This is a genomic window from Amycolatopsis sp. NPDC045836 (assembly GCF_056431745.1).
In genome coordinates this window covers 76,236-89,759 of record NZ_JBWKKF010000016.1, presented here as the reverse complement: position 1 = coordinate 89,759, position 13,524 = coordinate 76,236, and the positions used below count along the sequence as shown (strand labels likewise).

Genomic DNA, 13,524 nt, shown 5'->3' with positions numbered 1-13,524 from the left:
GAACTTCATTGTCAAATAGTGGAACGGGCATAAGCTCGGCCGCATGCGCGTACTGGGGGGCGACCGAACCGATGCCCGTCGACCGGCCGCGGCGGATCGCCGTGGCAGGCCCGCCCGGCGCGGGCAAGACCACCCTCGCGGCCGAGCTGAGTGCCCGGCTGGGTGTGCCGTTCCCCCAGTTCGAAGCCTTCTACCTCGGTCCGGACTGGACGGTGCTGCCGGACTGGCGGGAACGGGTGCTGGCCCACACCGACGGCGGCACCTGGGCCATCGAGGGGCGGGGTGAGCAGGTGCGCGAGCGGCTGACCGCCCGCACCCAGGTGCTGGTGCGGCTCGACCACCCCCGGTCGCTCACCACCGCCAGGGTGCTCGGCCGGACGCTGCGGCGCCGGTTCGGCCGCGGCAGCCCGATCCCCGGCGGCAACACCGAAGGCCGCTGCGCACCTTCTTCACCGACCGGGAACCACATCGTCCGGGAGTCCTGGTGGTGGTCCGGTTGCGCGGGCAACGCCAGGCCGGCACCTGGCTGGCAAGATCGGGTTCGTGGCTGAAACCGTGCACATCCCCGGACTGGTCCTGACCGAACACGAATTCCAGGTCCCGCTGGACCACGACGACCCCGGCGGTGAGCAGATCACCGTGTTCGCCAGGGAGGTCGCCGATCCGGCCGGTCGCGACCGGCCGTTCCTGGTCTACCTGCAGGGCGGTCCCGGGCAGGAGGCGCCGCGCCCGACCGGCTCGCCGGTCGCCCCCGGCTGGCTGGCCCGCGCACTGGCCGACTACCGCGTGCTCCTGCTCGACCAGCGCGGCACCGGGCGGTCCACCCCGGTCGGCACCCTGCCCGGCCGCACGCCCCGCCAGCAGGCCGACTACCTCAAGCACTTCCGCGCCGACTCCATCGTGCGCGACGCCGAGTTCATCCGCGCCGCGCTCGGGGTGGACCGGTGGAGCGTGCTCGGCCAGTCGTTCGGCGGGTTCTGCACGCTGCACTACCTCTCGTCGGCACCCCAGGGCCTGCGGGAGGCGCTGATCACCGGCGGGCTGCCGCCCGTCGGCCTGCACCCGGACGAGGTCTACCGCGCCACCTACGAAACCGTGCTGGAGCGCAACCGCCGGTACTACCAGCGGTACCCGGGCGACCGGGACCGGGTGCGCGCGCTGCACGCCCGGCTGGACGCCGGCGAGGTCGTGCTGCCGAACGGCGCGCCGCTGACCAGCCGCCTGTTCCGGCACGCCGGCAGCGTGCTCGGCATGAGCGACGGCGCCGAGCGCCTGCACCACCTCATCGAACGCGACCCGGCGTCACCGGCGTTCGCCCACGACGTGGCCGCCGCGCTGCCGTTCAGCGGGCGCAACCCGCTCTACGCGGTCATCCACGAGGCCAGTTACGCCGACGGGCACGCCACCCGCTGGTCGGCGGCGCGGGTGCGGCCTGCCGCGTATGAAGACGACATCACCCTGTTCAGCGGGGAGCATGTCTACCCGTGGACCCTGCTCGACGACCCCGGCCTGGCGCCGCTGGCCGAAGCCGCCGAGTTGCTCGCCGAGCACGAGTGGCCGCGGCTGTACGACGCCGACCGCCTGCGCGAGTGCGAGGTCCCCGCCGCGGCGGCGATCTACAGCGAGGACGCCTACGTCGACCGGGCGCTGTCGGAGCGGACCGCGCGCCTGCTGCCGCGCCTGCGCCCGTGGCTGACCAGCGAGTACGAGCACAACGGCCTGCGGGTCAGCGGTGGCCACGTGCTCGACCGGCTGATCGCGCTCGCCCGCGGGCACGCCTGAGCGATCCGGGGGAAAAATTCCGGTCCGCCGTCGATTCCGCGGGTCCTCGCCCGACACTCCTGTGCACCGCGGACCACCCGTGCGACCGGAGGAGACCGAGATGACCCCGAAGTTCAGGCCGACCGCCGCGGCGGTGCTCGCCGTGCTGCTGCTCGCCGGCTGCCAGTCCGACAGCGGGCACAGCGAGCCCGCCGCCGGTCCCCCGCCGCCGGAAAGCCACTACGCGCAGGTCAACGGCCTGAACATGTACTACGAGACCCAGGGGCAGGGGCGGCCGCTGGTGCTGCTGCACGGTTCGCTGTCCACCATCGAGACCTCCTTCGGCAAGCTCAAGCCCGCGCTGGCGCAGGGCCGCCGGGTGATCGCGGTGGAACAGCAGGGGTACGGGCACACCGCCGACATCGACCGGCCGCTGGCGATCGAGCAGATGGCCGACGACACGGTGGCGCTGCTGGACCAGCTCGGTGTCGCCCAAGCCGACTTCTTCGGTTACAGCATGGGCAGTTCGGTGGCGCTGCAGATCGCCGTCCGGCACCCGCACAAGGTGCGCAAGCTGGTGCTCGCCGCGGTCTCCTACAACAACTCGGGGTTCCACCCCGGGGTGCTGGACGGCATCGACGAACTCAAGCCGGAGGACCTGGCGGGCTCGGTGTTCGAAACCGAGTACCTGACGAAGAACCCCGACCCGGCGCACTGGCCGGTGTTCCTGGAGAAGACCAAGGACCTCGACCGCCACACGCCGCAGGTCCCGGCGGAGACCGTCCGGGCGATCAAGGCCCCGGTGCAGCTGATCGCCGCCGACTCCGACCTCGTGCTGCCCGAGCACACCGTGGAGCTGTTCCGGCTGCTCGGCGGTGGCGTGCTGGGTGACCTCAATCCGCTGCCGGCGTCGCAGCTGCTGATCGTGCCCGGCGCGTCCCACATCAGCCTGGTGGAACGCACGGAGGTCCTGCTGCCCGCCATCCAGCCGTTCCTCGACGCGCCCTGACCCTTGACGTGCCCGCCGCTCGCGGCTTACCTTTTTGCCGAAATTTTCCTGTTTGATTTCGAAACTTTCGGTCGCGAGAAAGCGAGTGCCGATGAAGCCGCTCCGCTTGGTCACCGCCGTGTTCACCGCACTGGCCCTGGTGGTTCCGCTGTCCGCGACGGCTTCGGCCGCGCCGCCGGGGGTGCACGCGAAGTCCCTCCGGCAGGCGGCGCCGAAGGGCTTCCGCATCGGCAGCGCGGTCGCCGGTGGCGGGCACCACGAGACGATGCCCTATCCGGACCCGTTCACCGCCGACCAGCCGTACCGCGCGCTGCTCGGCGCCGAGTTCAGCTCGGTCTCCCCGGAGAACCAGATGAAGTGGGAGTACCTGCACCCCGAACGCGACCGGTACGACTTCGCCGCCGCCGACGCGATCGTGCAGTTCGCGAAGCGGAACCACCAGGTGGTGCGCGGGCACACGCTGCTGTGGCACAGCCAGAACCCGGAGTGGCTGGAGAACGGCGAGTTCACCCCGGAGGAACTGCGGGCGATCCTGCACGACCACGTCCGCACGGTGGTCAGCCGCTACCGGGGCCGCATCCAGCAATGGGACGTGGCCAACGAAATCTTCACCGAAACGGGAGCGCTGCGCACCACCGAGAACATCTGGCTGCGTGAACTCGGCCCCGGCATCATCGCCGACGTGTTCCGCTGGGCGCACCAGGCCGATCCCCGCGCGGAGTTGTTCTTCAACGACTACGGCGTGGAAGGCGTGAACGCCAAGAGCGACGCGTACCTGGCGCTGATCCAGCAGCTGCGCGCGCAGGGCGTGCCGGTGCACGGTTTCTCCGCACAGGCGCACCTGAGCACCCGCTACGGTTTCCCGGCCGACCTCGAAGCCAACCTGTCCCGGTTCTCCGTGCTCGGCCTCGCCACCGCGATCACCGAACTCGACGTGCGCATGGACCTGCCGGAAAGCGGCGTCCCGACCGAGGCGCAGCTGACCCAGCAGGCCGAGTACTACCAGCGCACGCTGACCGCCTGCCTCAACGTCCGTGGCTGCGACTCGTTCACCATCTGGGGGTTCACCGACAAGTACTCGTGGGTGCCGGTGTTCTTCGAAGGCGAGGGCGCGGCGACGGTGATGTGGGAGGACTTCTCCCGCAAACCCGCCTACTACGCGTTGCGCTCGGCGCTCGCCGCCCAGCGCTGACGAAGGGCGTCCAGCGCTTCTTCAGTGGTGTCGTAGGTCATGAAGTACTCACGCAGTCCGCCGACTTCGAGCGCGCGGCGGACCGCGTGGGGCGACCGGGACAGCGCCAGCGGCAGTTCCGATCGCGCCCGCACCAGGCAGGACAGACCGGCGCTGCCCAGGAAGTTCACCCCGGCGAGGTCGACCACCACCGCCCGCGGTGCGTGCTTGAGCCGCAGGTCGGTGAACGCGGCCGCCAGGATCGGCGCGGTCGCCATGTCGATGTCACCGCTGGGGGCGAGGAGGCCGATCTCGTCGGTCAGCGAGGTGCTGCGAACGGACAGCGGCGGACCGGGACGGTGCACGGAAAAATTCATCGGAGCTGCTCCCTGCCGTGGGTGGCGTGGCGTTCGGGCAGACCGGGCATCCGCCCGGCTGGGCTCCTGGCTGAACCTCGCTCCCGACCGTACGGGGCTTCGCCGGGGCGGACAACCCGAGGTCGCCCGCTTCCGGCGGCCCGCCACGCACGGTGTCGCGGCCACGTCACCCACACGCTGGGCCCGTTCGCCCGAGGTGGGGCAGTCGCTCGCGCTGCGTTCCCGGCGCTGTCCGGCCGGAATCAACTCTCGCCGGCGAGCTCCTTGCTGACCCCGCTGGGTCCCTCGTACTCGCGGTCCGGCAGCTTGCGCAGCAGGTCGAGCGTGCCCTCGTCCGCGCCGTTCGACTGCGCCGTCTGCACCAGGTCGTCGCGGCTGGCCGGGTAGTCCACCCCGGCCAGGTGCTTCTGGAGCTCGATGGGGTTCGCCTTGTTCATGCCTTCTCCTCCGTCAATCGGCGTGCAACGGCGGTGTCGGGTAACCGTCGTTGTCGTGCAGGCCGGCGAGCAGTTCGCCGACCGCTTCCCAGGCCCCGGTCCGCGGGGTCCAGCCGAGCTGGTCCCCGGCGCGCCCGGTGTCCATCAGCGGCAACCGCACCACCGTGTCGAACAGGCCGGGATCGACCGGTACCGCGTGCAGCCGGAAGGCGGCCGCGACCATCGAGCGCACCACCGGCCGCGGCACGGGCACGAGCGGCCTGCCCAGTTTCGAAGCGAGGGCCCGGCCGTCCAGCGGTGGTTCGGCCGCGAGGTTGAACGCACCCCGCACCGGTCGCAGCAGCGCGCGGCGCACGGCGTCGGCCACGTCGTCGGCGTGGACCACCTGGACCCGCAAGCCGGGGATGTCCGGCACGAACGGCAGCAGGCCGGGGCGGATGAGCTGCCGCGGCACGAGCGGTCCGGCGAAGATGCGCCGCTGTTCGGGTGAGGCCGGTCGCTGGAAGATGAACGCCGGTCGCAGCCGCACCACCCGCATCGACGGATTGGCCTGCTCGAACGAGTCCAGGTACCGCTCCAGGTACGCCTTCTCCCGCGGGTAGGCCGCACCGGGCCACCCGTGGGTCGACCAGGTCTCGTCGACCCGGCGATCCACCGGCCCCGGCGCGTACGTGCCCACCGACGAGCTGTAGACCAGCGTCGTCACCCCGTCCCGCGCGGCGGCTTCGAACACCCGGATCGCGCCGAGCACGTTCGCCTGCCAGGTCGTTTCCGGGGACCGCGCGGGCTGGAACTGCCAGGCCAGGTGGACCACCGCGTCGGCGCCGGTGAAGTCCAGGTCGTCGGCGGCGATGTCGGCTTCGGCGAACTCCGTCTTCGGCTGCTGCCAGTCCGGCGCGCGGCGGGCCAGCCCCCGCACGGACCGGATCGACGGTTCGGCGGACAACGCCCGCAGCACGGCCACGCCGAGGTTCCCGGTGGCACCGGTGACGATTACCTGGGACATACCCCCGGCGATACCCGGCGCCCCCGGTCGCAAACAAAGTCGGAAATTTCTCCGGCTAGCCTGTCCATCCGGGCCCGGCTCGTTCGTAGTGGGGGCACGAGCACGACCGAGCAAGGAGCCGAGACCGTGAAATACCTGATGCTGATCCACGCCGCCGCCGAGATGACCGAGCCCGACTGCACCCCCGCCGACTGGATGGCCTACGACAAGGAGGTCCGCGACGCGGGCATCCTGGTCTCCGGTGAGTCGCTGGCCGACCTGGTGACCGCGACCACCGTGCGGGTCGACCGCGAGGGCAAGCGCACGGTGACCGACGGGCCGTTCGCCGAGACCCGTGAGGTGCTCGGCGGGTTCTACGTCATCGACGTGCCGGACCTCGACGTCGCGCTGGACTGGGCGGCGCGCTGCCCCGGCGCCCGCGACGGCGGTTCCATCGTGGTGCGCCCAGTCGCCGACTTCGGCTGACGGCGATGGGCGCGCCGGTCAACCCCGTGTCGTCTGTGTCATCTGTCGAGGCCGTGTTCCGCGAGGAACACGGCAGGCTGCTGGCCGCCCTGGTCCGCCGCTTCGGCGACCTCGACCTGGCCGAGGAGGTCACCTCCGAGGCCATCGAGGTCGCCCTGGCGCGGTGGCCGGTCGACGGCGTGCCGCCGAAACCCGGTGCCTGGCTGATGACCACGGCCCGGCGCCGCGCGGTCGACCGGCTGCGCCGCGACCAGGTGCTGGCCACGCGGCTGGCGGTGCTGCAGGTGGAGGCCGACCGGGCCCCGGCCGGCGAACCGGCCGACGGCGCCGAACTGCCGGACGAGCGGCTGCAGTTGTTCTTCACCTGCGCGCACCCCGCGTTGCCCGCCGAGGACCGGGCGGCGCTGACCCTGCGCTGCCTGGCGGGCCTGACCACCCCCGAGGTCGCGCGGGCGTTCCTCGTCCCGTCCGCGACCATGGCCAAGCGGATCGTGCGGGCGAAGAAGAAGATCCGGGAGGCCCGCATCCCGTTCCGCGTGCCCGGTCCGGAAGAACTGCCGGAGCGCCTGCCGGGGGTGCTCGGCGTGGTGTATTCGATCTTCACCGAGGGGTACGCGGCCAGTTCGGGCCCGGACCTGCAACGGCTGGACCTGGCCGAGGAGGCCATCCGGCTGACCCGGATACTGCACCGGCTGCTGCCTGCCGAACGCGAAGTCACCGGATTGCTGGCGTTGCTGCTGCTGACCCACGCCCGGCGGGACGCGCGCACCGGCACCGGCGGTGAGCCGGTGCTGCTCGGTGAGCAGGACCGCACCCGCTGGGACGGCGCCATGATCGCCGAAGGCACCGCGCTGGTGCCGGTGGCGCTGACCGGCGGGCCACCCGGCCCGTACGGCGTGCAGGCCGCGATCGCCGCGTTGCACGACGAGGCCGCCGACCTGGCGAGCACCGACTGGCCGCAGATCGCCGGCCTCTACGACGTGCTGCTCCAGCTCACGCCGTCGCCGGTCGTCGCGTTGAACCGGGCCGCGGCGGTGGCCATGCGCGACGGGCCGGAGGCGGGCCTGGCGCTGCTCGACGAACTCGCCGGGGAGCCGCTGCTGCGCACCCACCACCCGTATCCCGCCGCCCGTGCCGATCTGCTGCAGCGGCTCGGCAGGGTGGCCGAAGCCAGGCAGGCGTACCGGCAGGCGCTCGAACTGGCCGGGAGCGAGGCGGACCGCAAGTACCTGCGGGGCAAGCTGGAGGCCGGGTAGATGCGCGTGCTGTTCGCCGGCCTGGCGTCGGCCGGCCACACCTATCCCCTGATCCCGCTGGCCACCGCCGTGCGGGCCGCCGGGCACGAGGTGCACTTCGCCGCCGGGGAGTCCGTGCACGAGCCGCTGGCGGCGAACGGGCTGCGGCCGTTCCGCCCGGCCGACTCGTTCTACGAGATCTACGCCGAGGACCTGGCCCCGGAACTGACGCGCCTGCGCCCGGAGCTGGTGGTGCACGGGTGGGGCCTGCCGGGGGTGGCCGAGGCGGCGGCGGCCGCCGGGATCCCGGCGATCTGGCACGGTTTCGGCCGCCTGTTCCCGCCGGGCATCGGCCTCGAACCACCCACCGGCGACCGCCCGCACTTCGACATCTGCCCGCCCTCGATCCAGGACCCGGACTTCCTGGCCACCGGGAACCGCATCCCGCTGCGGCCCGTGCCGTACGCCCCGCCCGGGTCGTGGCCGGAGCCCGGTGCCCCGCTGATCTACCTGACGCTGGGCACCGCGTTCGGCACCGCGGAACTGCTCACCACCGCGTTGACCGGCCTGGCGGACACCGGGGCGCACGTGGTGGTCGCGACCGGCCGGGTCGATCCGGGTCAGCTCGGGGAGACCCCCGATCGCGTCACCGTGCGGTCCTGGGTGCCGCAGGCGGAGGTGCTGCGGCACGCCACCGTGGTGGTGCACCACGGCGGCAGCGGCACCACGCTCGGCGCGCTCGCCGCCGGCCTCCCGCAGCTGCTGCTGCCCCAGGGCGCCGACCAGTTCGCCAACACCGGCGCGCTGTGTGCCGCGGGTGCCGGGATCCGCACCGAACCCGTCGCCGAAGCGATCACCGATGCCCTCTGGAAATTGTTGCCCGCCAAGGAGAACAGCTACCGCGACGCGGCACGGTCGATCGCCGCGGAGATCGCCGCCATGCCCTCACCCGGGGAAATCGCTCGGCGGCTGCCGGAATTCCTCCCATAATCAAGCGCATGATCGCGCTTCCGGATACGTCCCGTGCCCGCCTGCTGCAACGCTTCGGCGACGCGGCGGCCGCCTGGTGCGACGACCTGGAGGCGCTGATCGAGGACGTCGCCGCCGACTGGCGGTTGCGCCCGCTGGGCCTGCTGCCCGCGGGCAGCAATTCGGTGGTGCTGCGGTGTGAGTCCACTGTGCACGGTCAGGCGGTGCTGAAGCTGACGCCGGAACCGGAGATCGCCCACCAGGAGGCCGTCGCGCTGCGTGCCTTGGCCGGGGTGCGGCACGCCGTCGACCTGCTCGGCGCCGATCCCGGGCGCGGCGCGCTGCTGCTGGAGTGGCTGCCCGAACCGGTACGCCTGGACGACACCGACTGGACGCTGGACGAAGTCGTTCCGCTGCTCGGTGGATTGCGTGTCGGGCCACCGGCCGGGGTCACGCTGCCGTCGCTGGCCGACCGGGTGGAGTTCCTCTTCGACCTGATGGACCGCCGCGCGAAGGAACTGCCGTCGCTCGGTTTCCTGCCGGGCCTGCTCGCCGAAAGCCGGGCCGTCTGCGGGGAACTGGCTCGCGGCGGCAGTGCCGGCCTGGTGCACGGGGACCTGCACGCGGGCAACGTGGTGCGGGCGGGGCACGGCCGCGGCCTGGTCGCCATCGACCCGCGTCCGTGCGTGGGTGATCAGGCCATGGACCTGGTCGACTGGGCGCTCCACGGCACCACCGACGAGGAAACCGCGCGGCAGCGCGTGGAACTGCTGAGCGAGCGCGTGCCCGGTGTCGGCCCGGACCGGTTGTGGGCGTGGTGCCGGGCGATGGCCCCGGCCATCGCCGTCAGCTTGCTGCGCCACCGGCCGGACGACCCGTGGGGCCGGTTCATGCTGAGCTGGGCACAGCGGTAATTCCGTTGCCCGCGTGATTACCTTGGAAGACATGAAGCGCGCTGCGAACACCACGACGCCGGAGAGTGTCCCGGCGCGCTGATCCCTGTTCACCGCAGAAAGCCCGGGGCGGCTGCCCCGGGCTTTCGCACGTGGTCGCCCGCTCCGCCGGACGAGGAGACCACGATGCACGACCACCGCGAACTCGGCCGCGAACTCGGGTTGTTCGGCAGCGACCCGCTGCTCGGCGCGGGCCTGCCGTACTGGCTGCCCGCCGGGGCCGCCGTCCGCCACGCCCTGGAGCAGTACCTCCGCGAAGGCGAACGACGGGCCGGCTACCAGCACGTGCACTCGCCGGTGCTCGGCAAACGGGAGCTGTACCGGCTTTCCGGGCACTGGGCGCACTACCGCGACGACATGTTCCCGCCGATGGACCTCGGCGCGGACCAGGTGCTGCTGCGGCCGAGCCTGTGCCCGCACCACGCGCTGATCTGCCGTTCCCGCGGCCGCAGCTACCGCGAACTGCCGTTGCGCCTGGCCGAGCTCGGCGGCATGTACCGGGCCGAACCGTCGGGGGTGCTCGGTGGGCTGTCCCGGGTGCGGGCCATCCAGTTGAACGACGGGCACGTCTTCTGCGCACCGGACCAGGCCGTCGAGGAGGCCGCGGCGGCACTCCGGCTGATCGGTGTCGCCTGTGCTCAACTCGGCATCCGGCCCGCGCGCTACCGGCTGTCCCTGCCCGGCGCGGGCGGGAAGTACGCCGCCGCGCCGGGCCAGTGGCGCCGGGCGTCGGCGATGCTGACCGAGGTGCTGGAGGGCTCGGGACTGGCCTATGAAGCCGTCGAAGGGGAAGCCGCGTTCTACGGCCCCAAGATCGACGTCCAGGTCGCCGACGCGGCCGGCCGCGAAGCCACCCTGTCCACCGTGCAGCTCGACTTCCACCAGCCGGAAGTGTTCAACCTGCACTACACCGGACCGGACGGCGGCAGGCACCGGCCGGTGATGGTGCACCGCAGCGTGCTCGGCAGCCTGGAACGCTTGGTCGCGCACCTGGTCGAGCTGACCGGCGGGGCGTTCCCGGCGTGGCTGGCCCCGGTGCAGCTGCTGGTGCTGCCGACCACCGAGGCCGAAGCCGCCTGCGCCGGCGAATTCGCCGCGCGGGCGGTCGCGCTCGGGTTGCGGGCGGAGGTCGCCGGGCCGGAGCACGGCAGCCTGGGCGCCCGCATCCGCGACGGCAGGCTGGTGCCGTTCCACGCGGTCCTCGGCGCACGCGAAGTCGCGGACGGCCAAGCCGCCCTGCGCCTGCGCGACGGACGTCGCCTGCCGGGACAACCGGCGGACGCCGCCCTCGCCGAGGTCCACTCGGCGTGCGCGGCCCCGTCGCTGGTCTAGCGTTCGCGCATGGACCGGCGGATCTCGTCCAGCTTCGACTTGGCGGCTTCGTCCCGCTTGGCCAGCTTCTCGTCCAGCGATTCGACGGTCTCGCCGCCGCCGATCCCGGCCAGCTCGGTCGCCCCGGCGGCCGTGGTGGAACGCTGCTCGATCCGGTCGCGGACGTAGTCGAAGCTGGGCACCCCGCCCTCGGTGTAGTCACCCTGCGGTTCGGTCATCGCACTCGCTCCTCTGCTCGTCCCCCGACCCTAACCCGGTCAGGGCCGCCGCGGGATGAAGCAGGCGACCAGCGCGGCGGTCAGCGCGGCACCCGCGCCGATGGCGAGCACCAGCCGGAACCCGGCGGGCGAGGGCACCGCGGCCGGCCCGAACGGCACGGTCAGCTGCGAGAGCACCACCCCGGCCACCGCACTGCACACCGAGGTACCGATCGAGCGCATCAGCGTGTTGAGGCTGTTGGCCGCGGCGGTCTCGGTGACCGGCACCGCCGACATGATCAGCGCGGGCATCGCCCCGTACGCCAGGCCGATGCCCGCGCCGATCAGGCTGGACACCACGACCAGCTGCCAGATCTCGCTCATCAGCACCAGGTTGAGCCCGTACCCGCAGGCCACCACGAGCGCGCCGGTGATCAGCGTGGTGCGCGGCCCGCTGAGCCGGGTGATCCGCGCGGACACCGGTGCCACCGCCATCATCACCAGCCCGGACGGCGCGAGCACCAGGCCGACCACCACCATCGGCTGGCCGAGGCCGTGCCCGGTGGCGGCGGGCAGCTGCAGCAGCTGCGGCAGCACCAGCGACATGGCGAACATGGAGAAGCCGAACACCGCCGACGCCAGATTGGTCAGCGCCACCGGACGGCGAGCCGACGTCCGCAGATCGACCAGCGGCTCCCCGGTCCGCAGTTCCCACCAGCCCCAGGCCAGCAGCACCACCGCGGCTGTCCCGGACAACCCGAGCGTCAGGCCGCTGCCCCAACCCCACTCCGCGCCCTTCGACACCGCGAGCAGCAGGCACAGCAGCACGATCGACAACCCGGTCGCGCCGACGAAGTCGAACCGGCCACCCGAGCGGACCGCCGACTCCGGCACCAGCGAGACCACCAGCGCGGTGGCCACCACCCCGAGCCCGGCGGCGACCCAGAACAACACGTGCCAGTCGACGCTCTCGGCCAGCAGGGTGGCCAGCGGCAGGCCCAGCGCCCCGCCGACGCCGAGCGAAGCGCTCATCAGGGCGGTGGCCGAACCGAGCCGTTCGGCGGGCAGTTCGTCACGCATGATGCTGATGCCGAGCGGGATCACCCCGGACGCCAGGCCCTGCAGCACGCGGGCCACTACCAGCGGGGCCAGGCTGGTGCTCAGCGCGGCGAGCACCGAACCGGCGATCAGCAGGCCGAGGCTGATCAGCAGCATCCGGCGCTTGCCGTACATGTCGCCGAGCCTGCCCGTGGTCGGCGTGGCGACCGCGGCGGCGAGCAGGGTCGCGGTGATCGCCCACGCGGTGTCCGCCGGGGTGGACCCGAGCAGCTCCGGCAGGCGCGGCACCAGCGGGATGACGACCGTCTGCATCAGCGCGACGGTCACCCCGCCGAAGGCGAGCACGGCGACGACCAGGCCCGGACGGCGGGCCGCCACCGGTGCGGGCGGGTCGGGCGTGGTCACGGGCATGGCTGCCACGGGGCGGCCTCCGGTTCTCGACAACACAGGATTAAAGCAAACGCTTGACTTAGCATAATGCGCCCGGTTTGACTGCCCGGCACACCCCGAGGAGGACCGTTGCCGAACCACCCCATCCCGAGCGCACTGGAGCATGTCTCCGGCAACGACCTGACGCGGCGCGGGGTCGCCCCGGAAGACTTCGACCGCGTCGAGGGACTCGTGGTCAGAGACCTGCGCACCGTCCCTGTACGGTGGTGATCGTGGTGACCGATGTCGGCAGAACCCCCCGGGCCGCACAGGTCGGCGCCACCAGGCAGCAGATCCTGACCACCGCCGAGCGGCTGTTCGCCGAGCAGGGCCTCTACGCGGTGTCCAACCGCCAGATCAGCGCCGCCGCCGGGCAGGGCAACAACGCGGCCGTCGGATACCACTTCGGCACCAAGGCCGATCTGGTCCGCGCCATCATCCGCAAGCACTCCGGCCCGATCGAGGCGCTGCGCATGGAGATGGCCGCGGCCGTCGAGGGTTCACGCGAGATCCGGGACTGGGTGGCCTGCCTGGTCCGCCCGATCACCGCGCACCTGGCCTCGTTCGACGGCGAGTCGTGGTACGCCCGTTTCGGCGCGCAGGTGATGACCGATCCGGCGTTCCGGCCGATCATGGCCGAGGAAGCACTGGCCACGCCGTCGCTGCAGCTGGTGGTGGACAACTTCCGGCAGTGCCCGCCGGACCTGCCCGACGAGGTCCGGGCCGAGCGCGGCGACATGCTGCGCACCCTGATGGTGCACGTGGTCGCCGAACGCGAACGCGCCCTCGCCGAGGGCACCGCCACCCCGCGCGCCACCTGGGACGAAGCCGCCACCGGCCTGGTCGACGCCATCACCGGCCTCTGGACCGCCCCCATCACCGGCTGATCTCCCGCCCCCATCACCGGTCCATCCCCTGCCTTTTCACGGGCCGATCCGCTGCCTTCACCGGCCCCTGGACCGCCCCACCACTCGCTGGTCCCCGCCGTCATCACCGACTGGCCCCCTGCCATCATCACCGGCTGATCCCTGCGTCATCACCGGCTGATCCTTGCCGCCACCATCGGCTGCCCCTGCTGCCACCAACGGCTCTGGACCGCCCACCCATCGACTGATCCCAGCATG

Annotated in this window: 15 protein-coding genes; 10 read left to right on the top strand and 5 right to left on the bottom strand. The window is 72.3% G+C overall.

Features of this window, described 5'->3' with window-relative positions; translation table 11 throughout:
* Positions 1-71: 71 nt before the first annotated feature.
* From AC07EG_RS28375 to AC07EG_RS28360, 4 genes are all read left to right on the top strand, one after another.
* Positions 72-551, top strand: coding sequence for an AAA family ATPase (locus AC07EG_RS28375; RefSeq protein WP_478256256.1), 480 nt, complete (start codon positions 72-74; stop codon positions 549-551).
* Positions 544-1,782, top strand: coding sequence for an alpha/beta fold hydrolase (locus AC07EG_RS28370; protein ID WP_478256255.1), 1,239 nt, complete (start codon positions 544-546; stop codon positions 1,780-1,782). Before AC07EG_RS28375 ends, AC07EG_RS28370 begins: the two co-directional genes overlap by 8 nt.
* A gap of 100 nt (positions 1,783-1,882) precedes the next feature.
* Positions 1,883-2,770 (top strand): alpha/beta fold hydrolase, encoded by an 888-nt coding sequence (locus tag AC07EG_RS28365; RefSeq protein WP_478256254.1) that lies wholly within the window; start codon positions 1,883-1,885, stop codon positions 2,768-2,770.
* 91 nt (positions 2,771-2,861) lie between these two features.
* Positions 2,862-3,962: an endo-1,4-beta-xylanase gene (locus AC07EG_RS28360; RefSeq protein WP_478256253.1), complete on the top strand. Its 1,101-nt coding sequence runs from the start codon at positions 2,862-2,864 to the stop codon at positions 3,960-3,962.
* Here AC07EG_RS28360 and AC07EG_RS28355 read toward each other — a convergent pair.
* From AC07EG_RS28355 to AC07EG_RS28345, 3 genes are all read right to left on the bottom strand, one after another.
* Complete coding sequence (locus AC07EG_RS28355) at positions 3,926-4,318, bottom strand: STAS domain-containing protein (RefSeq protein ID WP_478256252.1); 393 nt, start codon at positions 4,316-4,318, stop codon at positions 3,926-3,928. The two genes, AC07EG_RS28360 and AC07EG_RS28355, sit on opposite strands and share 37 nt — an antisense overlap.
* A 242-nt stretch (positions 4,319-4,560) precedes the next feature.
* Positions 4,561-4,755 carry a DUF2795 domain-containing protein gene (locus AC07EG_RS28350; RefSeq protein WP_478256251.1) on the bottom strand — a complete coding sequence of 65 codons (195 nt, stop codon included), beginning with the start codon at positions 4,753-4,755 and terminating at the stop codon, positions 4,561-4,563.
* Between the two features lie 13 nt (positions 4,756-4,768).
* Positions 4,769-5,761: an NAD-dependent epimerase/dehydratase family protein gene (locus tag AC07EG_RS28345; RefSeq protein WP_478256250.1), complete on the bottom strand. Its 993-nt coding sequence runs from the start codon at positions 5,759-5,761 to the stop codon at positions 4,769-4,771.
* 126 nt (positions 5,762-5,887) lie between these two features.
* Between AC07EG_RS28345 and AC07EG_RS28340 the strand changes: the two genes are divergently transcribed.
* The 5 genes from AC07EG_RS28340 (at position 5,888) to thrS (ending at position 10,715) form a co-directional block, all read left to right on the top strand.
* The gene (locus tag AC07EG_RS28340; RefSeq protein WP_478256249.1) at positions 5,888-6,226 is read left to right on the top strand and encodes a YciI family protein; all 339 of its coding nucleotides are present in this window, start codon (positions 5,888-5,890) and stop codon (positions 6,224-6,226) included.
* 5 nt (positions 6,227-6,231) lie between these two features.
* On the top strand, positions 6,232-7,482 hold the full coding sequence (locus AC07EG_RS28335; RefSeq protein ID WP_478256248.1) for an RNA polymerase sigma factor: 1,251 nt from the start codon (positions 6,232-6,234) through the stop codon (positions 7,480-7,482).
* Complete coding sequence (locus tag AC07EG_RS28330; RefSeq protein ID WP_478256247.1) at positions 7,483-8,451, top strand: glycosyltransferase; 969 nt, start codon at positions 7,483-7,485, stop codon at positions 8,449-8,451.
* An 8-nt stretch (positions 8,452-8,459) separates the two neighbouring features.
* Positions 8,460-9,344, top strand: coding sequence for an aminoglycoside phosphotransferase family protein (locus tag AC07EG_RS28325; RefSeq protein WP_478256246.1), 885 nt, complete (start codon positions 8,460-8,462; stop codon positions 9,342-9,344).
* Positions 9,345-9,509: 165 nt separating this feature from the next.
* Entirely contained in the window at positions 9,510-10,715 is a 1,206-nt protein-coding gene (gene thrS, locus AC07EG_RS28320) for a threonine--tRNA ligase (RefSeq protein ID WP_478256245.1), read from the top strand.
* Here thrS and AC07EG_RS28315 read toward each other — a convergent pair.
* Positions 10,712-10,933, bottom strand: a complete 222-nt coding sequence (locus AC07EG_RS28315; protein WP_478256244.1) for a hypothetical protein — start codon at positions 10,931-10,933, stop codon at positions 10,712-10,714. The two genes, thrS and AC07EG_RS28315, sit on opposite strands and share 4 nt — an antisense overlap.
* Positions 10,934-10,972: 39 nt before the next feature.
* Positions 10,973-12,382 carry an MFS transporter gene (locus AC07EG_RS28310; protein ID WP_478256243.1) on the bottom strand — a complete coding sequence of 470 codons (1,410 nt, stop codon included), beginning with the start codon at positions 12,380-12,382 and terminating at the stop codon, positions 10,973-10,975.
* A 242-nt stretch (positions 12,383-12,624) separates the two neighbouring features.
* Here AC07EG_RS28310 and AC07EG_RS28305 point away from each other — a divergent pair, with 242 nt between their 5' ends.
* The gene (locus tag AC07EG_RS28305) at positions 12,625-13,287 is read left to right on the top strand and encodes a TetR/AcrR family transcriptional regulator (protein ID WP_478256242.1); all 663 of its coding nucleotides are present in this window, start codon (positions 12,625-12,627) and stop codon (positions 13,285-13,287) included.
* Positions 13,288-13,524: the final 237 nt, after the last annotated feature.